Origin of the sequence: Bacillus sp. EB600 (genome assembly GCF_024494385.1) — a bacterium.
GTDB lineage: Bacteria > Bacillota > Bacilli > Bacillales > Cytobacillaceae > JAEVLT01.
The window spans coordinates 53,283-77,715 of record NZ_JAEVLT010000012.1; the positions used below are offsets into that span (position 1 = coordinate 53,283).

A 24,433-nucleotide genomic window follows, 5' to 3' on the forward strand; every position below is an offset into this window, starting at 1 on the left:
ACTTGGCTCACAGCCAAGTTTTTTTCTATCCACATATAAGTATTAGCGTCTAAAACAGATCGCAAAGCATGTACCCTTTTTACTGGTTTGGACCTTAATAGCAGCATTGTGCCGGTCAGCAATACTATAGCAAACCGCTAAACCTAACCCGGTACCATTCTCTTTTGTAGTAAAAAACGGGGTTCCTATTTTATCAAGAATTTCTTTGTTAATTCCTTTGCCACTATCATGTATCTCTAAAACAACTTCTTTTTCATTGCTATATGTTTTAACTGTAAGAGTACCTCCAGGATCCATAGCTTCAAGCCCATTTAGAGCCAGATTTAAGAAGAGTTGGCGGATTTCCTTCTCATCAATATCTATCAATGGGCACTTGCTTAACTGGTGCTGAACTCTCTTCCCAGCCAAAATAGCTTCAGCATTAACCAATGGCAAAATTGATTCTATAATTTGATTTAGACACTTTTTTCGTTTATCGCTAGCTTTATTTTTTGCCAAGGTTAAAAATTCTTTAATAATGTTATTTGCTCTGTCTAGTTCGTCCAGCATTAGATCAATGTACTTATCTGTTAATGGTTGGTTATTGATTTTTGCCATTTGTAAAAAACCATGAACAGTTGTCATTGGGTTTCGAATTTCATGAGCAATTCCAGCAGCCATTTCGCCGATTAAATTTAACCGATCCAAGCGTGACATTTCTTTCTCAAGCCGAACTGTTTCGGTAATGTCATTTAAAACAATTAAAACGCATGCTTTATTTTGAATTTCGATAATTTCTGTCGATAATAAACCCGATCGCATTTCCCCATTTTTGGCTTGGTAAGTTACCTTTATATTGCTCACTGGTTCTTTCCATTCGGGATTTGGAAAAGCGACTTCTTTCCCATCAAAATTTTTATTAATGGTCCAATCAAAAATCTGGTCTTTTACTTTATCATATTCATACCCAGTGTAATTCAACCACGTTTTATTCACATCGATAAATCTCCCGTCTTTTATCGATCGAATCACCATTAAGGATGGGCTGGCCTCAAAAATTTTCCGGAATTGTTCGTTTGAAACATAGAGATCATCGGCAACCTTTTTCCGCTCCTCTATTTCCTGCTGGAGTTTTTGATTGGCCAATAAAAGATCTAAAGTTCTGTCTTCAACCTCTTTTTTCAATAGATTATATTGCTGATTTTTTACTAACTCAATCTCTTTTCTTTCTGATATATCGCGAATCGTGCAAACGAATATGCGGTGATCGTCAATCACTGCATCGCCAATTTGAATTTCTGCGGGGAAACGGATTTTATCTTTGCGCAAGGCAACGGCTTCAACTAGTTTACTAACTTTTGAAATTGAATCTATGGATAAACCCACAAATAGCTCTCCAGTAAGATTTACTGCAGGAAGAATAGTGGTTAAATGCTTCCCAAGCAATTCATTTTCATGAAAGCCAAACATTTCCTTAACGATTGGATTGATCGATAAAATGAAGCCTTCTTCGTCAAAAGTGACAATGGTGTCTTGCAAGGTTCTCCCAATTACATTGGCTAAAATCTCTTTTTCATGTAAGTTTACAGTTGTTTGGTTCAATTGCTGATGAACTTCATTTAGTTCAAGCGTTTGTTTCCATTCGGTTTGTTTTATCAATTCGGTATGCCCTTGATGGATGTTGACAAACTGCTCTACCTTTCTTTTCAATGTTTCAGGATGAAACGGTTTAAAAATATAATCAATCGCACCTACTGAATACCCGTGGATGACATGCTCCATATCTTGACTGATCGCGGTAATAAAGATGATTGGGATATTCTTAGATTTTTTTCTTGCTTTAATGAGTTTTGCAGTTTCAAAGCCATTTAAGCCTGGCATTTGTACATCTAGCAGGATGACGGCAAAATCTTGTTTTAAAATATACCTTAACGCCTCTTCACCTGACCTCGCACTTACTAGATGATAATGAGAAGACGAAAGGACAGCTTCTAGGGCTGTTAAATTTTCTTGAAGATCATCAACCATTAATATGTTTATGACATCAGATTCAGTTGGTTTTTCGGTAAACTTTTTCTTCGGAGTGAAACACTTCGTAATATTTTGCATAGTCTGTAAACCGTACCTCCTCTCTTTTGCCCAACCCCAAATAACCTGATTGGAATAAGCTGTTATATAGTAATTGATGGACATGATTTTGTAATAGTTTATTAAAATAAATCATGACATTTCGGCAAATAATGATGTGAAATTCATTAAAGGATTGATCTGTTGCTAAATTATGTTGAAAAAAAACAATATTTTCTTTTAAAAAGGGATGAAACTTTACCTGTTCATTTTTTACCGAGTAATACTCTGAAAAAGCCTTTTGTCCACCGGAATTTATGTAATTTTTCGTATAAAGCTGCATTTTTTCTAATGGAAAAATACCTTGCTTGGCTTTTTCCAAACTGTTTGGATTAATATCTGTTGCATAAATTTTGGATTTTTCATAGATTCCTTCTTCATGCAGCAAAATGGCCATTGAATAGACTTCTTCCCCCGTAGCACAACCTACATTCCAAATACGGATTGAAGGATATGCCTTTATCATTGGAATTACTTTCTTTCGTAGGACCATAAAAAAGGATGGATCACGAAACATTTCCGTTACATGAATCGAAAAATCAGAGAACAATCGCTTCATAACTTCTGGTTCATGTAGAACCTTTTCTATTAATGAGGAAATGCTAGTTAAGCTTTCTGCGCCTAACCGATGCTTGATTCTCCTCTGCAGGAACGGGGCTGCATAATTCCGAAAATCATATCCATAATAGCGATAAATCGCTTCTAGCAATAATTCAATTTCAATTTCCTCTACTATTTTTTCATTATCTTTTATTTGTGCTATATATTCAATAATCGCTTTTCCCACCTATCTATATAGCCAAACCTGAATTAGTGAATACAACTGATCTAAATCAATTGGCTTGCTAATATAATCCGAGGCTCCAGCCTCAATGCATTGTTCACGGTTGTGCTTCATTGCCTTTGCTGTTAAAGCAATGATTGGTAAGTCTTTAAAGTCAGGGATACTGCGAATTTTCATCATTGCCTCAAACCCATCCATTACCGGCATCATAATATCCATCATGATTAGGTCAATTTCAGGATTTTTCTGTAATATTTCAATACCTTCTCTGCCATTTTCTGCAAATAGGACATCTATTTCATACTCCTCTAGTGCAGCAGACAAGGCAAAGATATTGCGCATATCATCATCAATGATAAGAATCCTTTTCCCATTTATTAAAGGAATCTCAGTTTTAACAGTTTGATTCAGATCTGACGTCGCAATGCGCCATTTAGATGTCAAGCTGCCCTTTTCCTCAACGGCAGCTGCTGCCTCTAACAGTACCGGAACAGTTCCGTCTATTTCAGATTGCTGGTTTACCGGTAGAAAGAGCTTGAAAGAGCTTCCAACTCCTTCCTCACTTATTACTTCGATAAAACCACCAAGTAATTGAGCTAAATCCCTGCTGATCGATAATCCTAATCCAGTCCCGCCATATTTTCTGCTGGTTGTTCCATCTGCCTGGACAAATGCATCAAAAATCTGTTGCTGCTTTTCCTTAGGAATACCAATTCCAGTATCTGTAACTGTAAAACAGACCATCGAATCCACATGTTCTCTCGAAATGAGATCACCTAATTCGCTCCTTGCAACTGATTGCACGGTAAGCGTTATGCTTCCATTTTCCGTGAATTTATAGGCATTGGATAATAAGTTTCGTAAAATTTGATTAAGACGATGTTCATCTGTGTAAATAGCATTTGGTAATGTACCGTCAAAATTTAAATAAAATTCTATTCCTTTTTGTCCTGCTAGTGGGGTAAAGTACCTGTTCACAAATGACCTTATTTTCTCAAGCTGTACCCAGCTAGCTATCACTTCAATTTTTCCAGCTTCTACTTTTGCTAAGTCTAATACTTCATTTATTAAATGAAGTAGATCATTCCCAGAAGAGTAAATTGTCTTTATATAATCTAATTGTTTTCCTGATAAGTTGTCGTTCTTTTTTTCAATTAACATTTGTGCCAAAATGAGCATACTGTTAAGAGGTGTACGGAGCTCGTGAGACATATTTGCAAGAAACTCAGTTTTATACTGGGAGGTAAGGGCCAATTCCTGTGCTTTTTCTTCTAACATTATGCTTATTCTTTCTAGTTCGGCTTTTTTCTGCTCAGAATTCTTATACTGAGCTTCCAATTCTTCATTAATCGCTCTTAGTTCCTCTTGCTGTAATTGAAGCTCCTCTGATTGGCTTTGGAGTTCTTCTGTTAGAGTTTGGGATTCCTGCAATAGTTTTTTTACCTTCATTCGATTTCCGATACTGTGAATGGTAATCCCGATATTGTTCATTACTTCAGTTAATAACTCCCGCTGGATAATTGTAAACGGTTTAATAGCAGCTAACTCAAGAACAGCCAATACCTCTCCCTCGTATTCGGCGGGTAAAATATACATACTTTTTGGAGATACAAGCCCGCTTCCAATCGAAATTTTCAGCGAATCTTCCGGGATTTTCGATAGCATAATAGGCTTTTTCTCAGCAGCACATTGACCAATTAATCCTTCACCTAAACGAAAGCTTTTTATAGTGGTTTGATCATAAAGTGATGCGTAAGATCCCATATTCTCAAACCGCTGCTTTACTTCAGTTTCTTGCTTAATGTAAAGTACCCCATACTGTGCACCAACCATAGGTGTAATCCTATTAATAAACAAGCTAGCTAGTGTATTAAAATCCTCAACAGAGCTATAGATGGAACCGATTTCAGCAATCTTGGATTTTAGCCAACCTTGCTCTTCCGCCTTTTCCATTAATGCTTTTTCGTGTTTGGACTGGTTTTCTAGTACTTGAGCCATTTTATTATAAGCAATCGTGATGGCCCCAATTTCATCCTTTGATGCTACCTCAATCCGAGGAAAATTTGTTCCATAATCATGATGTGATGCCACGTTGCTCATGACTGTCGTAACCCGATTTAAATTTCTAGTCAAACCTTTAATACTCCAAAGGGCAGATCCGACCATGAATAGTAAAGAAAAAAAAGCATACCCGTAGATGAAATTTAAAGCAAATTGGTAGTCTTCGTGTGAACGCGATAGCTGATCTTTCATTTCTTGTTCCTGTAATGTAAAAAGTAAATCCGTTATTTGCTTTAGCCGTTCACGATTATACTTACTATCGTCCCATAAGTTTTTGTCCAAACTCTCATTTTTGTTGTTTTTTTTGATAAAGATGATTTGTTCCCCAATAGACTCATAAGCTTTAAAAAGTGTATTAAATTTTGACAGTAATTCCTGAGTTTCTTTCCTGTTATCCAATTTTTCAAGTGTCTCTATTGACGAATGTATGGTTAATCGGGATTTCTCCCAATCATTTAACGTTTTAGGAAGAACATCCTTAGTGGAGACCGACGAAATCTCACTTATTTCTCTGCCCATGTTACTTATTTCAGTCTGAATTGTTGTAGTAAACCTTTTTCTCTCATCTAAATCACTTATAACCTGATTCATATTGATCGTTTGTTGATTTACCATCCTGATTAAGATGACTAAAAAGATGAAAAATAAAATTAAATTAAAGCCTAATCCAAAATAAAGCTTGGTTTTAAATTTCATATTTTCTCCGTCCTATGAATTTTCAAATTTGACCATTCTTCGATAATACTAATTTTCATTAATGGTAGAAAAATGCTATATCTATCCTTTTTTTGATGGTTTTTTTCGATAAATTAGAAAATTACAATTTTAGCGCTATTAAATAGTATAGTATAAAAGTTATAATTAGACAAACTATTGACAAATAAGAATATCGTATCTTAGAAATTTTTTAGCCGGAAAGGACGGAGGTGAAATAGCGATGGCCATTATTTTGTTTGATGGAGAATGCAATCTTTGTAATTCCAGTGTTCAATTTATTATAAATAAAGACCCCGATGGATACTTTCAATTTGCATCATTACAGGGAAAGACAGGGCAAAAATTATTGAAAAAGTGTACTATTTATCACGAGATCGACAGTATTGTTCTGATTGAAAATGACCGTTTTTATATAAAATCTAGTGCTGCTCTTAAAATTTGTAAAAAGTTAAAAGGCATTTGGAAACTTTGTTCAATTTTTGAAATCATACCACCATTTATAAGAGATTGCTTTTACGATATTGTGGCCAAAAATCGCTATAAATGGTTTGGCAGGAAAGAGAGTTGTATGGTCCCTACGCTCACAGTGAAAAAAAGGTTCTTGGATTAATTACTGACCAATCTTTTTCAACCAAAACAGAGCTAGTTTACTCGAACACTGAAAAAGTCTCCTTAAATGTATGCGTTCTTTGAAACTAGCCTGTTGATTTGCGCTACACTCGCTTCTCTTTCCGCTGGCGGTCAGGGGGGCCTCCTCAGCGCTATCGCGCCTGCGGGGTCTCCCCTGCACCGTACTCCCGCAGGAGTCTCCGCGCCTTCCATTCCAATCAACAGAGTGGTAAAATCATTAATAAGAGCTTTAACATAGTCACTGTAAAAAAGGTATAATACCCCATTATTGAAGGGATTATACTTTTTTTACTGTATAATTATAGTATCAATTTCGAACGAAGGTTTTTCAGCCCTGGGTTTACGCTAACTCTACTTTTGTTCGTTAGCATCAAGAAAAGTTTACATAATATATTTATGTTAAACTATGAGATGACTATATTCAAAATTCTAGCAAAGAACCCTCTATCCTTCAATTAGATTTGAGATTGCTCTCATCCACCAAAGGACAAAAATAAAAAATCATTATTTTTTTTAGAGTCACTGATTAACATTTCTAATGAAAAAAGGATTCTGGTATGCGGTATCGATTTCTTAATTTCTAGACAAGACTTCTCTAAATTATTGTTATCCTTCAAACACCCCCCTCTTTTTTTCCGCATTAGTGGATTTTTTTAAATATTAGTAAGTGTCCTATGCAATTCTCTAAAAGATTCATATTTTATTTAGTGAAAGCTTTTTATTCCATTTTTGTAAGGTGGTGTAAAGTATGTTCGGGATTAAAGAAATTGAAACTGCAGTGGAAGAAATAAAAGCCGCTGGATTGGAAGAATTTTTAGTTCAGGAACCAACTGCTGGTCCTCTTTCCCGCCGCTCCAGATCAGGGCGTTCTCGCCGCTCCAGTTCAGGACGTTCTCGCCGCTCCAGATCAGGGCGTTCTCGCCGCTTCAGATCAGGGCGTTCTCGCCGCTTCAGATCAGGGCGTTCTCGCCGCTCCAGTTCAGGGCGTTCTCGCCGCTCCAGTTCAGGGCGTTCTCGCCGCTCCAGTTCAGGGCGTTCTCGCCGCTCCAGTTCAGGGCGTTCTCGCCGCTTCAGATCAGGGCGTTCTCGCCGCTCCAGTTCAGGGCGTTCTCGCCGCTCCAGTTCAGGGCGTTCTCGCCGCTCCAGTTCAGGGCGTTCTCGCCGCTCCAGTTCAAGGCGTTCTCGCCGCTCCAGTTCAGGGCGTTCTCGCCGCTCCAGTTCAGGGCGTTCTCGCCGCTCCAGTTCAGGGCGTTCTCGCCGCTCCAGTTCAAGGCGTTCTCGCCGCTCTAGATCTGACATTTCCTCATTGGTGGATCAATTTATAAACCGAGATCGCTTATCTTAAATAGAGAATAAAGATAATAAGTAGAGAAGGATAAATTCTCTACTTTTTTATATATGCTTATCGGGGCTGAATGCTATATTTACGAAAAAATGTAGAAAATGGGCCAATATCGTCTACCAATGGGATATACCTTCTGAATACATACCTTCTCTGCTCCTTTTCACTCTTAAAGAATATATGATATGGACCGCCCCATTCATGATTTTTATCGATTGCAACATTTCTGCTTTTATCCCGCTTTTCATGTATTTTTTTTAAAATAAGCTAAATGCTCAGGCAAATCACGTTATAAGTTCATATTTTGGTGTAATAAGGAGGTGTTATATTATGTTTGGCATTAAAGAAATTGAAACTGCAGTTGAGGAAATGAAAGTTGCTGGATTGGAAGAATTCTTAGTTCAAGAACCTACTGCTGGTCCTCTTTCCCGCCGTTCTAGTCGACGCTCCGGGCCAGGGCGTTCCCGTCGCTCGGGTCCAGGACGCCGTCGTACTTCTGGCCGCCGTCGCACTTCTGGTCGCCGTCGCACTTCGGGCCGCCGTCGCACTTCGGGCCGCCGTCGCACTTCTGGTCGCCGTCGCACTTCGGGCCGCCGTCGCACTTCTGGTCGCCGTCGATCTAGTTAAGGACGTCACCACTCCAGTTAGAATGTTTTTCTTTTCAAATTAGAATTTTTATTAACTCCTACAATAAGTTAATAAAAAAGTTAAAAGTAGAGAAATTTGATTTCTCTACTTTTATTATGGTTGTTATTTTTATCCATATTTCACCTTTCTTTTATCTATTGGAATATTTTCTATAGAAGTTTTCGATAACTGCTGAAGTAAAAAAAATCGTGGAATTTAAAGAAAGAGTACAAGCCTTGACAAAAATTATGTTCATGAATTTTCCCTTAATCGAATAGACTTTAAGATAAATAACATTTGTCATGCCTGCTTCCTTTGAATTGGCCAACTAGAAAGGAGAATGGACTTGTTCTTTATTCCTGCAAAAGTAAATATTGGCGGTATCAAAATCAATAGTCCTGATCATCTCAGCTCCGTTTCTTTCGGGCAAAATTTCATTATTGGTGAAAATGTCGCTGGTAAAAAAAATCAAGGCTTTGGCCAGCAAATGGCTGATTTTACAATGGTAGCGGTCCCTATTCAAATTACTCTGGATAACGATTTGATTGACATCCCCTCCATAAAAATAAATAAATAGGCTTTATAATTCTTTCAAAATTAAGAAGAAAGGTGTGATTTCCTTGATTATTGCACCGATGGCAATTAATTTTCTAGGCGTTAAAGTAAATGCTATCGACAATTCTTCCATACTAAATCTTGGACCAAACCAATATATTGATCAATTCACCTCATATAAAAGGAACCAAGGAGTTGGTGAACAAAACGGCGATCTTTCGCCAATCAATATTCCAATTTCCTGGGTGGTGGACCCTGATTTATCTGATAGTTATACAGCGAAAAACAGCCTTGTTTAAGTGGGTTTTCCACTCAAAAAATCAACTGACTTTTTTGACTCAACCCTTACAATAGCCCTTCAGTTATTTTACTTACGCAATCTATTTTGATAAGCAATAGCTTAACCGTCGTAGTGCCCCTCGAATATGTTCTTTAGCATCCTTTAAATTAACCATAAGGGGGAGATAAAGTTGCCGGTACCAGTTCCGTATATAAATATAAACATTTGCGTTATCAAAATTAATTCATTTGAAAATGCTTCGGCTGTCAATATAGGCCAAAATTTATTAGCTGAATGGCATAACTCAGATAAAAAGAATCAGGGCTATGGCCAGAATTTCGGAGATTCAAGTGAGTTTGTTGCCAACCGGAGCTGTGTGGACGACCGCGACCAGATAGATTCTCCTTCTTCGTTCGAATCTGGACAAAATCCAAATTCATTGAGGTGATCTAATTGATTTTCGCACCGATGGTCGTCAACCTTTTAGGCATAAAGATCAATGTTCTTGACCATTCCTCCTTAATGAATATGGGTCCAAACCAATTTATTGACCAATTTGTTTCATACAAACGAAATCAAGGCTTCGGTGAACAAAATGGCGACCTTTCTCCCGTCATTATTCCAATTTCCTGTATCATTGACTCTGATATAAGCGACAGTTGGACAGCAAAAAACAGTATAATATAACCATAAAACTAGTGGTGCCACCAGTAATAAATTACAAATAACAAAACAACACGACAGCTTAGGCTGCCGTGTTGTTTTGTTATACAGATGGCTATCTAGCTGTTCAAACGGGAAATCAAACAAATTCTAAAAGGTCGAAACCTATATAAAGATCGTGGTACAACATTTTAGCAATCTATCGAAAGCCTTGAATAGGTATTTAGTCATTAATTGTCAATTAATATTCACAGTTACCAAGTTTAATTTAGTACTTACTATGCTATTATTTTCCTATAAATTATGAATTCAGAATGTACTTTACTATAAAAGTGAGTGTGATGGATTCCATGCTACGTTTGGATGAGTTGCAATATAAAAGAGGGCTGCTTCAAAAAATTGAGTCACTTAGAATACAGCTAACCCATATTGGAATTGAAAAGGGGTTTAATGACAAAAAAAACATAGAAATAAGTCAAGAGCTTGACAATTATATTTTAAAATACCAATCTCTTAAAACCTATTAGCTAATGTACAATTACTACTATCACTTTTGTTAAAAATTCATATCTTTATGACTTATTTGTGAATTATTGTCTTTTTACCCCCAAAAAAATATTTAATTAGATAATCCATATTATAAGAAAAAAGAGGGATCTATTTTGGAATCTTTGCAAATGTTACAAGACAATTTACTAATAAAGGCCTACAAAAGTGCGGTACAATTAAAACTTTCAAGTGATTTTATTACTCTTCTCACAGATGAAATCGAAAAAAGAAATCTTTTCATTATCGATTTAGCCTAAACAAAAAGCAGGTTCTATATCATAATCAATACAAACTGAATTTAGTTTTGATTAAACCAACCTCAAAAAAAAAAAACGAAACCACGAAGATTATTGATTTTTATATAAATAAAATTATTTCTTATTAATTTTTCATTAAACGACGGGATCCATTAGGATTACCGTCGTTTCTTGTTAACGGAAGAAAATATTTTTACTATTAATCATAAAATTTGATGAAAAATGAAGATAAATTTTTCAGTAGGCATGCAGGAAAATAGCGCCCCTTTCCCAAAATTATAAGAGGACAATAACGAACTAATAAGAGAAAGGTGGTCATTGTCGTGAGCATGGATTTAACCATACAACAAATCGCCGAAGGAATTCCTAAGTCACTATTAAATGCAACAGATAAAGACTTAGAAGGCTTTCAAAAAATTATCGATGAAACTATTAAATTAAGAGAAGGCCATAGAAATCTTCAAAAGATGATTAAAACCTTTTCTTCTTCAATGATACAGCGATCATAAGTTTTATAACAAATCGAAAGGGAAGGTGATATATCCATCTCCCCTTTCGATTCTTCAAGATTTGGTTGGTGACATTTGACCTAAAAGTAGTTCGATTATTTTATTTAAAATTGGTTATACGGATGTCTTGAATGTATGCCCAGCTTTTCTGCCATGCAAAAAATGATTTTGAATAAGATGTAAGAAAGTAAATTAGAAAAAACGAGATCTGTTATAGAATAAACAAAAAGTAGTTACCCTTACCAACTAATATTCAATGGAAACTATAACGCTTATTATATAAATGTCACTAGATGAATAGTAAACCGGATTAAGCTTTTGCTAATCTACATGATACAATAAGTCTAACCATTTAGGGAGGCGGCAAAAATGTGTGGCAGGTTTACGTTATTTGCAAATTATAATGATATTATTGATCGGTTCGACATTCAGGCAGCTATCCAGGAGGAACTGTATCTCCCTAGTTATAATATCGCTCCTTCTAATTCTGTTTTATCAGTTATAAACGACGGCACAAAAAACAGATTAGGGTTTCTAAGATGGGGATTAATCCCTCCATGGGCTAAAGATGAAAAAATTGGTTACAAGCTAATTAACGCTAGAGCAGAAACATTAATAGTAAAGCCAAGCTTCCGTGATGCCTATAAAAAAAGACGATGCATAGTAATTGCTGATAGTTTTTATGAATGGAAACGAAATCAGAATAAAACAAAAACACCAATGCGGATAAAATTAAAATCAAATAAATTATTTGCCATGGCAGGTCTGTGGGAACGCTGGAAATCACCAGAGGGGAATACCATTTATTCCTGCACAGTGATTACAACAGCACCTAATGAACTGATGAAAGACATCCATGATCGAATGCCTGTTATTTTAAGACCAGAAAATGAGAAAGTCTGGTTAAATCCAGTGATAAATGAATTAAATTCATTAAATCATTTATTAGAGCCTCTTCCTGAAGAAATGATGGAGGCTTATGAAGTATCAAGTTTAGTAAATTCACCAAAGAATAATTCACCTAATTTAATCCAACAAATCTGCTAACAATAGTATAACAATGAAAAATAAGCCCAAAACTCACTAGAGTAATGCGCTTAATTCTTTAGTCATTTGTTTGACCAACTCTGGTCTGCCATGAAATTGTGCTGGGGTATTTTGATAAAGCATAATTCGCCAGTTTCCTTTAACCTTCACCGTTACGAGCGTGTGGTGAGTATTTACACTTGAATTAATTTTATTGCTTCCTGGAGGCACCATCCCTGCTATTGCCCGTAATATAGCTGTATCTGAACTAAGAAAACGGACGTTTTTTTATCTTGCTTACATACCGAGCAGTCGGGTGGCTTTCAAATATAGGGTCCAGGTGGGAAAAAATCTCATCAGGACTAATCACCTGACTCCCATCAAATCCAATCATCTCACCATCCCCAGTAAAAAGGTCAGCCATCTCACGTGCGTTTCGATTGTTCCATGCATTCAATAGTTGTTGATAAAGTGCTTGGATTTCAGACTCCATCCTAATTCCCCCCTAAAAAGTTTTATGTATTCAAACTTACAAATTTATCTTAGTATACTCTTTGTCCTCAATCAATTTTTTAGCAGTATTGTGAAACATCACCAAGGAAATGAGCAGCCCCTTTTGGGACTGCTTGTTTCTTTTTTTGTTTTTTAGTGAGTTTTAATTCTGGCGCTGAGGCATACTCCCCTGTCCGTGTTGATAGCCGCTTCCTGGGTAATAGCCACTGTGTCCATGATGATAACCATGCCCCGGATAATAGCCACTATGGCCATGGTGATACCCATCTCCCGGATAATAGCCGCCATGCCCATGATGATAACCATGCCCTGGATAATAGCCCCCATGCCCATGATGATAACCATACCCTGGATAATAGCCGCCATGCCCATGATGATACCCGTGCCCTGGGTAAGAGCCGCCATGCCCATGATGATACCCGTGCCCTGGGTAAAAGCCGCCATGCCCATGATAACCACTGTATTGTCTTTCCATTAGCTCACCTCCAATCCTGTCTGCAAAATAGTGTATGTGTCCATATTCAAACAGGACTAGGTTTCTACCTATTATCAATCACCGTTTTCGATTAAAACCGAATGAAAAAGAGATCATACGTGTCTGATCTCTTTTTCATTCGGTTTTTTCAAATTATTTTTTTATTTGCAGTTTAGTTATAGAGGTTATTTCATTTTCAAACATTTCTAATATGTCTTCGAAAGTAGAACTTATTAACAATGGAAAAAGAGTTTCCAGTGCTTCATAATAATTTTGTCCTAATGCTTCCCTTAGGACTACAAACTTATGGAAAAGCAGTGCTTTTTCAAAATCAATCCCCATCTGATATAGGCCTTGAAATAGATCTTCCCTTGGTATTTGTTTTATTTTTTTAAATACCTTATTTATTTTATCAATCAATTTTTCCTCTAAATAATGGGTAACGTAATCTGTATATACCATCTGACCAATATCATTGGTTTCTTTTTTGGAATAATGAAAGCCAATGACTCGGTCGTCCTTATTTTCTCGGATAATATACGTTTTGCTGCCTTGAACATGTGTAATAAAATTTTTGACGCTCTTATCAAAAATTTTGTTAAATTGAATAATTTGATGGAGCTTAACTGCAAAATCCTTATGCTCCTCACCGACGATAAATAGTCGGTCAACAATTGGTAAAAGTTTTAATACACCTTCTGATAGTTGACTAGAAGCATCGTAAATAATAATATCGAATTCTTTCTTCATTTTTTTAACTTTCCGTTTTTGTTCAGTTAACGACATTTTTGCAAATTCATGGATAAGTTCATTTGATGTCTCTTCTTTTTCCAGGGTTCCATACGAAATGAACGCAACCGATAAGCATGTGTTCATTTTTAGCCAATAGTAAATCGATAAAGACAACTCAGTTACCCCAGATTTTGCTTTTGGCGAATAGAAACCAACAAAATACATTTCCTCACCTGCCTTTATTAAAATAGTATTCAGGAAGGAAATATGTGTTAAGGAGAATCTCCTATTAAAAAAATAAAAACACACTGGCTTCTTTTCGTGTCCAGTGTGCTTTGGATATTAGGGTTTTGATCTAATAGGTAAAAAGGCTTTATGGTCTATCTCACCATCGAAATAAAGTCAATATTTACAGGTTTCAGACCGGTCGCACGCAGCAACTGATTTATTTGACCACGGTGATGCTGACCATGGAGTGCAACTTGGGTTAGGATATCACCAATTGAATTGACATATTCCTTCCCTTGACTATTTGTATAAGGAATCACTCTTTCAAGATCGGCGTCAGATAAATCCTTTAGTAACGCTGAATACCTTTCTTCGTTCCGTTTGACCAATTTTGCACAAGTTGCTAGATCTTCATCTCCCCAAACGAGAAGGGAGGAATCCTCTCCGTTTATTCTTGCGTGCCATACTTGCTCTGCAAGGAGGATATGTGAAAACAAACGGATGACACTTTCATTATCACATTCTATTGTTTGTAAATATTCCAGAATTCGCTTGTTCGCCCATTCTAAGTGCTTATACATTTTTAAAATCGTTTTCAAATGAGTGCCTCCCTATTCAAAATATGTATACATAATACTCCCTCTGAAAACGAGGGAGTATCGTTATGCAACTGATGCCTGCAAATTAACAATTTCCAAGGATTTTATATGGTAACCATCGACTTCAAGTATCGTAAATTCATAGCCATTGTAATGAATTTTATCACCTTCGGCAACGTCTATCTTTTCGGACATGATCCATCCACCAATGGTATCCATATCGGTATGATCAATATCTAAGCCAAACAAATCGTTTACATCCTCTATTAAAACTTTTCCTTCGACAATTGTTCTATTTTCACTAATTTGATTAATTTCCGGTACTTCATCTCCATCGAATTCGTCCCGAATCTCACCAACAATTTCTTCAAGAATATCCTCAACCGTAACTAATCCAGCCGTACCGCCGTACTCATCAATTAAGATGGCCATATGAACACGGTCTTTTTGCATTTTAACTAATAAATTTTGGATTGGGATTGACTCAATTACCTGGATCACCGGACGTATATATTGGCCGATTGGTGCATCAATATTCTGACCTTTAATATATTCAGTTAGTACTTCTTTCATGTTTATCATACCCACAATGTTATCCTTCTCACCATCGATTACCGGGTATCTTGTATAATTTTCTTCAGTAACGATTTTAAGACATTCTTCTAATGTTTGATTTTGATCAAAAGCGACAATTTCAGTCCGTGGAACCATAATTTCTTTGGCAACACGATCATCAAATTCAAAAATATTGTTTACATATTTAAATTCAGATTGGTTAATTTCCCCACTTTTATAGCTTTCCGAAATAATTAATTGAAGCTCCTCTTCAGAGTGAGCATTTTCATGTTCTGAAGTTGGCTTCAAACCAAACAACCCTACAATAAAGCGAGCTGAACCATTTAAAGCTTTAATAAATGGGTACATAACTTTATAAAAAATCAACATTGGTCTTGCAAACAGCAATGTTAATGCTTCTGCTTTTTGAATTGCAAACGTTTTTGGAGCAAGTTCTCCTACGACAACGTGAATAAAGGTCACAAAGCCAAATGCAAGAATAAATGATGTGATGCTTGCAATAGACTCAGGCAAGTTTAAGGTAACTAAAAAAGGGTGAATGATCTGGTCCACCGTTGGTTCCCCCAACCAACCTAATCCTAAAGCTGTTACAGTAATTCCCAATTGACATGCTGATAAATATTCATCTAGATTTGAAACAATTGACTTAGCCACGATAGCTTTCTTGTTTCCTTCTGAGACAAGCTGGTCAATACGGGTACTGCGAACTTTAACAATAGCAAACTCGTACGATACGAAAAAACCAGTAAAACCAAGTAAGATTGCTATTATTAGTAAATTAACAATAATCAAATGGTCTCCTTACTAAATACTAAAGTAAGGAATACACCTCCTATTTTTTTCGAATAAGTAAGCTGAAGTTTACAAAAATAGGAATCTTTTATCCAAATAATACTAGTAATGTTTGTGCCAAGGTAATCCCTTGAACAGAAATCTTTTTGACAAGTTCTTCTTTTTGAGGGTTATTTAGTTTTTGAAGAACAGGTTCCATTACACTAATTTCCTCTTTTAAGTGCTGCATAATCATCGCTATCTGGTCAAAATGTTTTTCAACTTTTTGTTTGTCAATAGCATGATCTGCTTTAATTAATTCAATGGAAGCTTTGATCTCTTCAAGAGGCATGTTAAGATTCTTATAATGCTCAACCAGCTCCAAAATCCGAATACTGTCTTCGCCATACAATCGATAATTTGAATCCGTCCGAATAGGGTTTAGTAAGCCAATTTGGGTGTAATAATCGATTGTTCTTTTTGATATATTCATTAAATTTGCTATTTCGCCAATTCGATACAACTTCCCAACTTACCCACCCCCTTTTTTTCTTAATCAATATAATACCATAGATAAACCGTACAGTCAACGTATTGGTTTTATTTATGAATCACATACCAATATAGTAATCACCTATTTGAAAAATTACATTGCTTTTCTAAGAGAGTTTTTTAACCATAGTAATAGAATCAAGCCAAGGGTCTTTTCAATTAAACCCAATTATCGTCGCCTCCACTATCCCAATCTCCAAATCCCCCCTGGTCTTGTCGATCATCTTGATCATTGTAGTCAACAAGATCCTGAGTATCATCACCTATGTCTTCACCCCAATCTGTTTGATCGTTCCCATCTCTGTTGACAATTTCCTCTTGTAGTTGGGCAATTTCATGCTCTTGGAGTATATTTTGGTCCTGAAGCTCCTGCATAATTTCCTTATCTCCTAGTTGCTGCCATTCTGTAAATTGATCAAAGCCAATCCGACCTTGTTCAAACAAGTAAGTAAGCAAGGCACCGGCAGCTATTCCACCAGCAAATGTTCCAAATCTGCCAAAACCACTATTATTATTAAATGACCCATAATCTCCTATTGGTTGTTCATAAATGCCTCTTGGACTGTCGAAACGCTGAGGCCGATTTCGTTGCGTTAAGGGGCGAATAATCAAAAAATGAATAAGCACTAAAATAACTACAATTCCTATAAACCACATTCTTCTTTCCATCCTTCCATGAAATAAATCTTGTTTTTTTTACATTATAAAAACTATTTCCATGACAGGCGCTCAGTTGAAAATAAAAGGACTTTCCAAAAATGTAAACAATAACATATTCTTTATATTCTACTATAAGTAATTATATCAACTTATATGACTTTATCCTTTAAAAGATTAATTCAGATTAAAAATTCATATAGGAAAAAGCGACAGACCATCCAATCGAAAGAATGTTTTCTGACGCTAGTGGTACCTCTATGTACAATTCAATTCAATACAAATTTTGCCGTTTTTTTTATTATTTTTTGGGAGAATTTTTGCTAGACTTTGCTATCTTCCAAAGGTGCATGTTTAACGGCAATTTGGTACGCATCCAAAATCGCTTCGCTTTCAATGGGGTCTGATATACCCACTAAGTACTGATCGCCCTCTTCCCCTTCTACCTTCATTACGATTGTCTCATCCTCTGCCTTTAGGAGTGCAAAGAATTCATCTTCCATATCAAACAATGCCTCAACAGTATATTCTTTACGATTGCCATTTTCATCTTCAATTGTTATATAATCCCTCTGTTCATCTTGCATCGCCATCACACCTTATTTAAAGTTATCGACTATACTGTTCCCTTTAACATGGAAGATTATAAGGTCAACCTTTGGAATTTATAGGTTTGTAAATACTGGTACTATATTGCAAATAGGAAAACCTAATAAAGTAAGGATATTTGCAGAGAATAAAAAAAACAGGAAAGAAGGTAAATCAATGTCCGCATTAAGTAATGATAAACAATTTAAACCATCGGGAAGAAAGAATGAGAATATGGACGGCGGTCCAATTGGAAACCAATTAAATAGCGATAATTCATTTAGTGATAATGGCTTAGAAAATGCCAGAAAGCTTAAAAAAGCGCTCAATACGACTAATAATTAAGTCATTTGAAAAACGTATTTAACTAAAAGCAAAATACTTAAAATATCCGAAAAGCCCTAATTTGATTAGGGCTTTTCATTATTCATATTTTTGAATATAGAGATGTTTTCCTGCTTGCAATTCAGCATAACAAATTTCCGCTGGTTTATTTACCCCTTTTCTTTCAAGTTGCTTTTCAAGCCAATTTTCATTTAAACCTGCTTTTTGGAGGTTTTTCTCCAATACTTTGCCGTCACTAATGATTGTAATTGGAATCGTTCTATTATCTGTTTTAATATTTAAGTCTTTGCATGTCGGAAAATCTGACTCAGATTTTTTTAATACACTAAGCCCGCCATTGTTTTCAAAAATTGCATATTCTACTTCCTCTACTGAAAAGACGCCTTTTGACCGTAATAGCTGCAGCAATTGGTCAATATCCAGCCGATTCCTTTTCATTTCTTTCCAGACTAATTCTCCCTTTTTAATAATTATTGAGGGTTTTCCTTCAAATAAATAGCGGAGCGGTAAAGACTTCTGTGTTGCTATTTCGGTTAAAAAAATCAAGGCTCCCCAAATTCCAATTGCAAAGAGGATTTTAAAAAGACCTGCCTTTTCATCAAAGATCGCACTCCCAACCAAATCTCCCAAGACTAGTGAAGATATAAAATCAAAAGGAGTGATTTGACTTATTTGTGTCTTGCCTAAACATTTAACCGTAATAAACAATGCGATATAACCAATTACGAGCTCAATTAAGATACCAAGGTAACTCATCAACTTACCCCCAGCTTGGGTTTTTAATAAAGGTAACTTACCCTAACAAATTCTAGTTCATAGTATTTCCACAGAAAGGTATAATATTTAATCTTTAGCCCCAAAATAGGAAGTAAGTAAATTTTTGAGTAAACATGAAAGGGTGGGATGTTTGATGTCATTAGAATGGTTTGACAGAGTCTGCGGGGAACTACAGGACCACTTGGAATCTATTTGTGAAGAATATGATCAAGTAGGTCATATGACAATAGAAAGGGCTGCCAGACATCCAAGGATTGAGTTTTTCGTTGAGACAGCAGATAATGAAACTGAGGAATTTGATCGTGATTTCTTCTGTACGCTGTTCTTTGACCCTGAAAATGAGGAATTTTACATTGAATCCTTTGATGTTGATACGGGGCATACGGGTAAAATCATCCTTTCAGACATAGAAGATATTATTGATGAAGTTCACGAGAGTCTACATGATTATTTGAATGGTGATGACCGCTATTTAGATGATGGAGTCTATCTCCAATCAGATGAGGTCTTTGATGATGAAGCGGATGTTGAAATAGTAAATGAAGCTGAAGAGTATTATGAAGCTTTCCAAGTAAACAGTGATGAAATTTTTGAAGAAATTGATGTAGATTGGTCCACTCCTGAGGTGACAGCCTTTACTCATAAGGATGAAGTGGAAATAACATATCAATTTGGCGTCGTTCAAGAAACCGGGGATGGTGTTCTCAAACGGGTGAATCGGATCTGGACAATTGATGACGAGTTAATTAAGGACGAATCTCATTTTATTTTTAGCAAAGAGGAAGCTAGTACGATTATCGCTATGATTGCCAGCCATATGAACCAATTAAGCGAGTTTAATTTTGACCAAATACGCGAATAACGTTAGCGAGCAAACGTTTGTTTGCTCGCATTTTTTTGCTGAAAAATCCATAGCGACTTGTAAGGAAAAAGGGCTGTTTTTCCCTTTATTTGGGTCTTTCGATTGTAAAGATCTCACCAATTATACATAATCATTTCCTGCCAAACGGCTGACCGCACCTAAACCTCTTGGGTCTCTCCTTCCCTTTACATATAGGTCTTCCCTAATGTGAAAGATTTGCGATGGGTCTATTGAAAGCATCGTAATCATCCTCTCAGAAATAAATCAAATTTAAACGCTCAAAGTTTACAATAATTCTACTTTTATATGGTTTATCGACCAAGTTTAACTTAGTATTGAATAGGTATTTGAAGAAATAACGGATAGCAAGAAGAGACTTTGTCTAAACTACCTATGATCAAATTTTTAGGAAATGAGGGACATCATGAAGGAAATTTTACAGCAAGTGAAAGAGGAATTAGCGACGACGTTTAATAATCCAGAATCCCTTGACCTAGACAAGAGCATTCAGCAGCTTCAAGCAGCGAAGAAACAGTATGGTGATAAAGGTACGATGATTGAAGATGTAATCCGGTCATTGACACAAGCAAAAAATGCTCAGTCACAATTGGAAAATGCCGGAGACATCTCCTCATCCGCAGCCTTTGGTGAAGCATATAATGCACTTGGTCAGGCCATAAAATCTTACACAGATCCTGATAATGATCCAATCTAAACATTTACCTTGGGAGATGCCGAGGCTTTTCCTTTCAGACCGTTGAGGGCTAATGAGAAAACACACAGATTATGAATCTTGCTGTGTGTTTTTTATTAAGCTATTGCTAGATTCCACTGGAGTTTTACTTTTGCAGCTGATAGTGATTTCATGGACCTAGGAGTTTAAATCATGTATGCCAGGGCTATGCTCATTTTGCATTTCCGGCAGAACAGGTACTGGATATCCTTGTGGTGGCGGTGTTACTTGAAGTGTCCAGTTATCTCTGCTTGGTGATTCGCCCTGGAATATCTGGCCAATTAACGTGTCGTCCAATCTAAAGTTAAATTGGGCATTATGGTAGCCCATCTCAATATATTTACGGCATTCTGGATATTTGTTAATATCATAGTTTGGTACAGGGAATAATTTACCCCAATCAACACCCAATGTTTCTAATGCTTTTGTAAACGCATTTTGATGGGCGTTATCCCGGACAATTAAGAAAGCTAATGTTTCTCTAAATGTTTTATTGGAACTCATTTCATAGATACGAGATTTTTGCAGAACACCTGTAGATTCTAATACAACGTTATCCTATAAAGCACTAATTAAATTTCCATGACTGTATACATATGATCCATTCCAAGGGACCCCCGCTGCTTAACAGGAAGTGAGCTTTGTGCACCCATAATAAAGTGATGTGGGTTGGCATGTTTAATGGCTTCCTCCAATGGAGCGCCTGTAGTTCCTCCATTTCCAACAGCATCTTCGCCTGATCCATTTAACAGCTGATTAATCGTAGTTTGAACAAGCTCCACATGGCTGATCTCTTCAATAAATATTCCTCTGATTAGATCGCGGTATGCTATCTGATTACCGCGAAAATTGGAGCTTTGGAAGAAAAATTGCATCAAAGTACGCATTTCACCAAATCTTCCACCCAATGTTTCTTGAAGGACTTTTGCAGCAGAAGGATCTGGTTTATCAGGAACAATCATGTTAATTAAATCTTCTCGATAAAAATACAAAAACAAAACCTCCCTGGAATAAATAAATTTTGCACTTTATTAAAGTTTCCATGGAACTGTATCTTATTCTTAAATTTTGATTACACCAGATTGTTGTTTTTACAGTAAAAGCCTTTAAATCCTTTCATAGTATTTGCCCATTTGGTTAGACTAGATATGTTAAGTATAAAAAATTTTATAGGAGGATTTTAAAATGGAAAACAAAATGAGAGCTGCATCAAAAGATCAATTGGTAAATGCCAAAACGAAAATGGCCACTCAAAGCGATCAAGACAAAAAATTAATGGACAAATACAATATCAAAGATTATAGCAGGGCATGGGAAGATGATCGGCTTTAATAAAACAAAGCGGGAGATATTTGCCCCCCGCTCTGTTTTATTATTATTTTGCCTCGTTTGAATGAACTTGACCTTCTTGTGTTTTTTCCGTTGCAATTCCATTTGATGTTTCATTTTGTGCCATTAATTCAATTGCTTGGTCTACTGTTGCAGTTACATTTAATTGATGCTCCGGTATTCTTTGCTTTTTCATTATAAACCTCACTCCTTTTCATTTTTATTTTCCTCCTTGATTTTAGGTATATGCCTTACACTTTTTGTAAAAAACCAAACATTTGGTTTACAGTGCTTTTCGGGTCAGTGACCTATCCTTGATCCTTTTAATAGTCAGTAACTTCATCCTTACTTGCTACATTAACAATATAAGCACCAGAATGAATTCGTTTCATCAACTGCTCCATAATGCTCTTTGGAACAGATACATATCCGGCAGTTGGGTGTCCATTACTAACATGTAAGAAAAAAGCGGAACCTGCGCCCTTTACCGCATTGGTATTATAATTAATCACAATCACATAATAATATTGCATATTTGCGTAATCTGCTAAATGTTCATTTCCACTTCCTGTAAATTCACCCTCCTGCCAAGTATTATACAAATTACTATTCACATCACTGATCCAATAACTAGTTGGTGTAATTTGTCTAAAAGGTAATTTTGTACCGGGGTTAGATTGACCAAAAGCAAAACCTAACATATAGGCCCCCTTTGGAGTCCGTTTTGAGCCTTCAGAAGCTTGTCCAACACCTTGTGAACCTGCAAATCCGCTTGTTGTAAAATTAATTCCTGTTATTCAACCCTTCACTCAGGAATTCTAAGCTTTGTTTTTAAATGAGGTGAGAAAATGCTTTATCTTGATAAAAAGCATGACCCAAGTATGAATTCGATGCTGATTTCGGAAATCATGGGCAAAAAACAGAACGTTAGCTTGATGGCCGAGGAAACAGACAGGCTTTTCCAGCAATACTGCATGAATCATCCCGACGATACTGACCAAGGAAAGAGGGCATCCTCCCTTAAGGAATTAGTAACAAAAGTATTCCGTTTTCCGTTTGCTATGCCAGCAAGGGCTAACATCTGTCCATTTCAAACATACGTTGAGGAGGATGGTAACGTTTATCCGGAATGGAAAAAACAATCGGATGAACAATACGACCAATTAGTAAGGATGATTAAAAAAGAAGTGAATATAGAGGAGTATGGTGCTGTTGGTGATGGTAAAACGGATAACACCGATGCTTTTAAGAAGGCGTTTGGCAGCGGTCGAGTAAAGGTATGTGTTCCTGCAGGTGTTTTTCTGACAAAGGAAATCAAGCTCCCCTCATGGACTTGCTTGGTTGGGGAGGGAAAAGGCTTGACCACCATTAAGCTCCATAATGACGCTCCAATTGCAACAAGACTCTTAACAAATGCCAACCATTGGCGGGGCAATCATCATATTTTTATCCGGGAGATGAGTTTAGATTGGAATGTAGAAAGACTTGGAAGCGTGGAGAAAACCAGTACGTGGGGTAATCATTCAAGTTGTCTAACCTTTGCCCATGTTTCTTATGGCTGGGTAAAAGAAGTGGAAGCAATCAATCCGGGTCTTCATTGCTTTGACATAACATCCACTCTTTATAATTACTCTGGGGATGGCTATCGAGCCCGCCGCGGCAGCAAGTATATCTGGCTTGATCGCCTAAACGGCTATGGATTTGGTGATGACGGCATCACCACACATCACAGTGACAACGTATTTATCTCTAATTCTCACATGTGCGACCCAAGCGGCCGGTCCCATCAAAGGGGAAATTCCAACTCGAATGGGATTGAAATAGATGACGGTTCCCAAAATATTATGCTGGTTAATAACTCAACCACTCGATGCTTTGGCGGAGTGGAAATTAAGGCTCACGAGAATTCTTCAGCCGCATCAAACGTTCAAATTGTTGGACATCTTTCCGTAAATGATAACCGTGCCTATAATTTTCGACATATCGGACATCACAAAAGTGCTGATACCGAGTCAAAAACTGCTTATACAATTAAAGCAATGAATATTGTTGCTATTGGACCTGTTTTTTCGGAATTATATCAGGAGTCCAGTCCACGTGCTCTAGTCGTGTCAGCCTATAAAAATGTGGTCATAAACAACTTTACAATAATTGGCGATTCCGAATATGACTATAAGGATAATCCAGTTGTTGCGATTCAATATCGTGCCAGAAATGTTGTTCTGAATAATATAGCGATAAAGCATTTTAAAAATGCCGGTGTTGACATAAAGGTGTTCGGCGGTAAACAACGGGCAGATCATATCTTTATTTCCAATGCCATTATTAATCATTCAGCACGGCAAGGGATCGACATCGGTCAAGGGATACAGAGGAGCAAGATTAGCCATGTTCGAGCTTTGGGTGATGGCGGGACAGTTGGGCTTAAATCTAGTGCACAACATGTCGACATTTCCGATTTTCAAGCAGAAGGTTATGCAGCAGTAGTTCTGTTCACAGGAAAGGTTTGATAACCTACTGTCAACAAATAATTGTGGTTATAAAGGTTTTTAGTAGATGGATTACAAACCCAAAAATAATCGATTTAACG

At 36.6% G+C, this 24,433-nt stretch carries 28 protein-coding genes and 4 pseudogenes; 15 read left to right on the forward strand and 17 right to left on the reverse strand.

Annotated elements, in window-relative coordinates:
* Positions 1 to 42: 42 nt before the first annotated feature.
* From JN080_RS14205 to JN080_RS14215, 3 genes are read right to left on the reverse strand one after another with little or no spacing between them, the layout of a single operon-like run.
* The gene (locus tag JN080_RS14205; RefSeq protein ID WP_256236675.1) at positions 43 to 2,088 is read right to left on the reverse strand and encodes a response regulator; all 2,046 of its coding nucleotides are present in this window, start codon (positions 2,086 to 2,088) and stop codon (positions 43 to 45) included.
* Positions 2,030 to 2,893: a CheR family methyltransferase gene (locus tag JN080_RS14210; RefSeq protein ID WP_256236676.1), complete on the reverse strand. Its 864-nt coding sequence runs from the start codon at positions 2,891 to 2,893 to the stop codon at positions 2,030 to 2,032. Before JN080_RS14210 ends, JN080_RS14205 begins: the two co-directional genes overlap by 59 nt.
* On the reverse strand, positions 2,894 to 5,647 hold the full coding sequence (locus JN080_RS14215; protein WP_256236677.1) for an ATP-binding protein: 2,754 nt from the start codon (positions 5,645 to 5,647) through the stop codon (positions 2,894 to 2,896).
* Between the two features lie 241 nt (positions 5,648 to 5,888).
* On the opposite strand from JN080_RS14215, the gene JN080_RS14220 reads away from it, so the two are divergent.
* Positions 5,889 to 6,278: a thiol-disulfide oxidoreductase DCC family protein gene (locus tag JN080_RS14220; protein ID WP_256236678.1), complete on the forward strand. Its 390-nt coding sequence runs from the start codon at positions 5,889 to 5,891 to the stop codon at positions 6,276 to 6,278.
* 768 nt (positions 6,279 to 7,046) lie between these two features.
* Positions 7,047 to 7,121, forward strand: a pseudogene (locus JN080_RS29855) (CotG/ExsB N-terminal domain-containing protein); the annotation flags it as partial.
* A 247-nt stretch (positions 7,122 to 7,368) separates the two neighbouring features.
* Here the strand turns inward: JN080_RS29855 and JN080_RS14225 are convergent.
* Positions 7,369 to 7,569, reverse strand: a complete 201-nt coding sequence (locus tag JN080_RS14225) for a hypothetical protein (RefSeq protein ID WP_256236679.1) — start codon at positions 7,567 to 7,569, stop codon at positions 7,369 to 7,371.
* A 1,044-nt stretch (positions 7,570 to 8,613) separates the two neighbouring features.
* On the opposite strand from JN080_RS14225, the gene JN080_RS14230 reads away from it, so the two are divergent.
* The 8 genes from JN080_RS14230 to JN080_RS14265 all read left to right on the forward strand — a co-directional run bounded on the left by JN080_RS14230 (position 8,614) and on the right by JN080_RS14265 (position 12,127).
* Positions 8,614 to 8,844 (forward strand): hypothetical protein, encoded by a 231-nt coding sequence (locus JN080_RS14230; RefSeq protein WP_256236680.1) that lies wholly within the window; start codon positions 8,614 to 8,616, stop codon positions 8,842 to 8,844.
* A 34-nt stretch (positions 8,845 to 8,878) separates the two neighbouring features.
* Positions 8,879 to 9,121, forward strand: coding sequence for a hypothetical protein (locus JN080_RS14235; RefSeq protein ID WP_375141659.1), 243 nt, complete (start codon positions 8,879 to 8,881; stop codon positions 9,119 to 9,121).
* 171 nt (positions 9,122 to 9,292) lie between these two features.
* Positions 9,293 to 9,550, forward strand: coding sequence for a hypothetical protein (locus JN080_RS14240; RefSeq protein ID WP_256236682.1), 258 nt, complete (start codon positions 9,293 to 9,295; stop codon positions 9,548 to 9,550).
* Between the two features lie 5 nt (positions 9,551 to 9,555).
* The gene (locus tag JN080_RS14245; protein WP_256236683.1) at positions 9,556 to 9,789 is read left to right on the forward strand and encodes a hypothetical protein; all 234 of its coding nucleotides are present in this window, start codon (positions 9,556 to 9,558) and stop codon (positions 9,787 to 9,789) included.
* 326 nt (positions 9,790 to 10,115) lie between these two features.
* Positions 10,116 to 10,292, forward strand: coding sequence for an aspartyl-phosphate phosphatase Spo0E family protein (locus JN080_RS14250; RefSeq protein ID WP_256236736.1), 177 nt, complete (start codon positions 10,116 to 10,118; stop codon positions 10,290 to 10,292).
* A gap of 150 nt (positions 10,293 to 10,442) precedes the next feature.
* Positions 10,443 to 10,571, forward strand: coding sequence for a sporulation histidine kinase inhibitor Sda (gene sda / locus JN080_RS14255; protein ID WP_309144681.1), 129 nt, complete (start codon positions 10,443 to 10,445; stop codon positions 10,569 to 10,571).
* Positions 10,572 to 10,894: 323 nt separating this feature from the next.
* The gene (locus tag JN080_RS14260) at positions 10,895 to 11,080 is read left to right on the forward strand and encodes a hypothetical protein (RefSeq protein ID WP_256236684.1); all 186 of its coding nucleotides are present in this window, start codon (positions 10,895 to 10,897) and stop codon (positions 11,078 to 11,080) included.
* A 369-nt stretch (positions 11,081 to 11,449) separates the two neighbouring features.
* Positions 11,450 to 12,127: an SOS response-associated peptidase gene (locus tag JN080_RS14265; protein WP_256236685.1), complete on the forward strand. Its 678-nt coding sequence runs from the start codon at positions 11,450 to 11,452 to the stop codon at positions 12,125 to 12,127.
* 36 nt (positions 12,128 to 12,163) lie between these two features.
* Here JN080_RS14265 and JN080_RS14270 read toward each other — a convergent pair.
* The 8 genes and pseudogenes from JN080_RS14270 to JN080_RS14305 all read right to left on the reverse strand — a co-directional run bounded on the left by JN080_RS14270 (position 12,164) and on the right by JN080_RS14305 (position 17,796).
* Positions 12,164 to 12,599, reverse strand: a pseudogene (locus JN080_RS14270) (SgcJ/EcaC family oxidoreductase).
* 162 nt (positions 12,600 to 12,761) lie between these two features.
* A complete protein-coding gene (locus tag JN080_RS14275; RefSeq protein WP_256236686.1) occupies positions 12,762 to 13,094 on the reverse strand; it encodes a hypothetical protein in 333 nt (110 codons plus the stop codon).
* 153 nt (positions 13,095 to 13,247) lie between these two features.
* Complete coding sequence (locus JN080_RS14280; protein WP_256236687.1) at positions 13,248 to 14,051, reverse strand: hypothetical protein; 804 nt, start codon at positions 14,049 to 14,051, stop codon at positions 13,248 to 13,250.
* 155 nt (positions 14,052 to 14,206) lie between these two features.
* Complete coding sequence (locus JN080_RS14285) at positions 14,207 to 14,653, reverse strand: DinB family protein (RefSeq protein WP_256236688.1); 447 nt, start codon at positions 14,651 to 14,653, stop codon at positions 14,207 to 14,209.
* Between the two features lie 63 nt (positions 14,654 to 14,716).
* Positions 14,717 to 16,021 (reverse strand): hemolysin family protein, encoded by a 1,305-nt coding sequence (locus JN080_RS14290; RefSeq protein WP_256236689.1) that lies wholly within the window; start codon positions 16,019 to 16,021, stop codon positions 14,717 to 14,719.
* Between the two features lie 88 nt (positions 16,022 to 16,109).
* Complete coding sequence (locus tag JN080_RS14295; RefSeq protein ID WP_256236690.1) at positions 16,110 to 16,523, reverse strand: MerR family transcriptional regulator; 414 nt, start codon at positions 16,521 to 16,523, stop codon at positions 16,110 to 16,112.
* Positions 16,524 to 16,711: 188 nt separating this feature from the next.
* Complete coding sequence (locus tag JN080_RS14300; protein WP_256236691.1) at positions 16,712 to 17,209, reverse strand: hypothetical protein; 498 nt, start codon at positions 17,207 to 17,209, stop codon at positions 16,712 to 16,714.
* 323 nt (positions 17,210 to 17,532) lie between these two features.
* A complete protein-coding gene (locus tag JN080_RS14305; protein ID WP_256236692.1) occupies positions 17,533 to 17,796 on the reverse strand; it encodes a DUF1292 domain-containing protein in 264 nt (87 codons plus the stop codon).
* 178 nt (positions 17,797 to 17,974) lie between these two features.
* Between JN080_RS14305 and JN080_RS14310 the strand changes: the two genes are divergently transcribed.
* Complete coding sequence (locus tag JN080_RS14310; RefSeq protein ID WP_256236693.1) at positions 17,975 to 18,142, forward strand: hypothetical protein; 168 nt, start codon at positions 17,975 to 17,977, stop codon at positions 18,140 to 18,142.
* Between the two features lie 78 nt (positions 18,143 to 18,220).
* Here the strand turns inward: JN080_RS14310 and JN080_RS14315 are convergent, their stop codons facing one another.
* Positions 18,221 to 18,898 carry a YetF domain-containing protein gene (locus JN080_RS14315; protein WP_256236694.1) on the reverse strand — a complete coding sequence of 226 codons (678 nt, stop codon included), beginning with the start codon at positions 18,896 to 18,898 and terminating at the stop codon, positions 18,221 to 18,223.
* Between the two features lie 154 nt (positions 18,899 to 19,052).
* On the opposite strand from JN080_RS14315, the gene JN080_RS14320 reads away from it, so the two are divergent.
* Complete coding sequence (locus tag JN080_RS14320; protein ID WP_256236695.1) at positions 19,053 to 19,781, forward strand: hypothetical protein; 729 nt, start codon at positions 19,053 to 19,055, stop codon at positions 19,779 to 19,781.
* 85 nt (positions 19,782 to 19,866) lie between these two features.
* Here JN080_RS14320 and JN080_RS14325 read toward each other — a convergent pair.
* A pseudogene (locus JN080_RS14325) lies at positions 19,867 to 19,973 on the reverse strand (flavin reductase family protein); the annotation flags it as partial.
* Between the two features lie 232 nt (positions 19,974 to 20,205).
* Here JN080_RS14325 and JN080_RS14330 point away from each other — a divergent pair.
* A complete protein-coding gene (locus tag JN080_RS14330; RefSeq protein ID WP_256236696.1) occupies positions 20,206 to 20,496 on the forward strand; it encodes a hypothetical protein in 291 nt (96 codons plus the stop codon).
* A 156-nt stretch (positions 20,497 to 20,652) separates the two neighbouring features.
* On the opposite strand, the pseudogene JN080_RS14335 reads toward JN080_RS14330, so the two are convergent.
* Positions 20,653 to 21,506 (reverse strand): annotated as a pseudogene (locus tag JN080_RS14335) (manganese catalase family protein).
* Positions 21,507 to 21,699: 193 nt separating this feature from the next.
* Between JN080_RS14335 and JN080_RS14340 the strand changes: the two are divergent.
* Positions 21,700 to 21,846, forward strand: a complete 147-nt coding sequence (locus JN080_RS14340) for a hypothetical protein (RefSeq protein ID WP_256236697.1) — start codon at positions 21,700 to 21,702, stop codon at positions 21,844 to 21,846.
* Between the two features lie 43 nt (positions 21,847 to 21,889).
* On the opposite strand, the gene JN080_RS14345 is transcribed toward JN080_RS14340, so the two are convergent.
* Entirely contained in the window at positions 21,890 to 22,039 is a 150-nt protein-coding gene (locus JN080_RS14345) for a hypothetical protein (protein WP_256236698.1), read from the reverse strand.
* A 127-nt stretch (positions 22,040 to 22,166) separates the two neighbouring features.
* Complete coding sequence (locus JN080_RS14350; RefSeq protein ID WP_256236699.1) at positions 22,167 to 22,544, reverse strand: hypothetical protein; 378 nt, start codon at positions 22,542 to 22,544, stop codon at positions 22,167 to 22,169.
* Between the two features lie 147 nt (positions 22,545 to 22,691).
* Between JN080_RS14350 and JN080_RS14355 the strand changes: the two genes are divergently transcribed.
* Positions 22,692 to 24,353 (forward strand): glycoside hydrolase family 55 protein, encoded by a 1,662-nt coding sequence (locus JN080_RS14355; RefSeq protein ID WP_256236700.1) that lies wholly within the window; start codon positions 22,692 to 22,694, stop codon positions 24,351 to 24,353.
* The last annotated feature ends 80 nt before the right edge of the window (positions 24,354 to 24,433 follow it).

Coding starts and splice junctions, on each gene's coding strand:
- JN080_RS14205 (WP_256236675.1), bottom strand. CDS start 2,088: ATGCAAAATATTACGAAGTGTTTCACTCCGAAGAAAAAGTTTACCGAA.
- JN080_RS14215 (WP_256236677.1), bottom strand. CDS start 5,647: ATGAAATTTAAAACCAAGCTTTATTTTGGATTAGGCTTTAATTTAATT.
- JN080_RS14220 (WP_256236678.1), top strand. CDS start 5,889: ATGGCCATTATTTTGTTTGATGGAGAATGCAATCTTTGTAATTCCAGT.
- JN080_RS14250 (WP_256236736.1), top strand. CDS start 10,116: ATGCTACGTTTGGATGAGTTGCAATATAAAAGAGGGCTGCTTCAAAAA.
- sda (WP_309144681.1), top strand. CDS start 10,443: ATGTTACAAGACAATTTACTAATAAAGGCCTACAAAAGTGCGGTACAA.
- JN080_RS14265 (WP_256236685.1), top strand. CDS start 11,450: ATGTGTGGCAGGTTTACGTTATTTGCAAATTATAATGATATTATTGAT.
- JN080_RS14275 (WP_256236686.1), bottom strand. CDS start 13,094: ATGGAAAGACAATACAGTGGTTATCATGGGCATGGCGGCTTTTACCCA.
- JN080_RS14280 (WP_256236687.1), bottom strand. CDS start 14,051: ATGTATTTTGTTGGTTTCTATTCGCCAAAAGCAAAATCTGGGGTAACT.
- JN080_RS14300 (WP_256236691.1), bottom strand. CDS start 17,209: ATGTGGTTTATAGGAATTGTAGTTATTTTAGTGCTTATTCATTTTTTG.
- JN080_RS14305 (WP_256236692.1), bottom strand. CDS start 17,796: ATGCAAGATGAACAGAGGGATTATATAACAATTGAAGATGAAAATGGC.
- JN080_RS14310 (WP_256236693.1), top strand. CDS start 17,975: ATGTCCGCATTAAGTAATGATAAACAATTTAAACCATCGGGAAGAAAG.
- JN080_RS14315 (WP_256236694.1), bottom strand. CDS start 18,898: ATGAGTTACCTTGGTATCTTAATTGAGCTCGTAATTGGTTATATCGCA.
- JN080_RS14320 (WP_256236695.1), top strand. CDS start 19,053: ATGTCATTAGAATGGTTTGACAGAGTCTGCGGGGAACTACAGGACCAC.
- JN080_RS14330 (WP_256236696.1), top strand. CDS start 20,206: ATGAAGGAAATTTTACAGCAAGTGAAAGAGGAATTAGCGACGACGTTT.
- JN080_RS14340 (WP_256236697.1), top strand. CDS start 21,700: ATGGAAAACAAAATGAGAGCTGCATCAAAAGATCAATTGGTAAATGCC.
- JN080_RS14345 (WP_256236698.1), bottom strand. CDS start 22,039: ATGAAAAAGCAAAGAATACCGGAGCATCAATTAAATGTAACTGCAACA.
- JN080_RS14350 (WP_256236699.1), bottom strand. CDS start 22,544: ATGTTAGGTTTTGCTTTTGGTCAATCTAACCCCGGTACAAAATTACCT.
- JN080_RS14355 (WP_256236700.1), top strand. CDS start 22,692: ATGCTTTATCTTGATAAAAAGCATGACCCAAGTATGAATTCGATGCTG.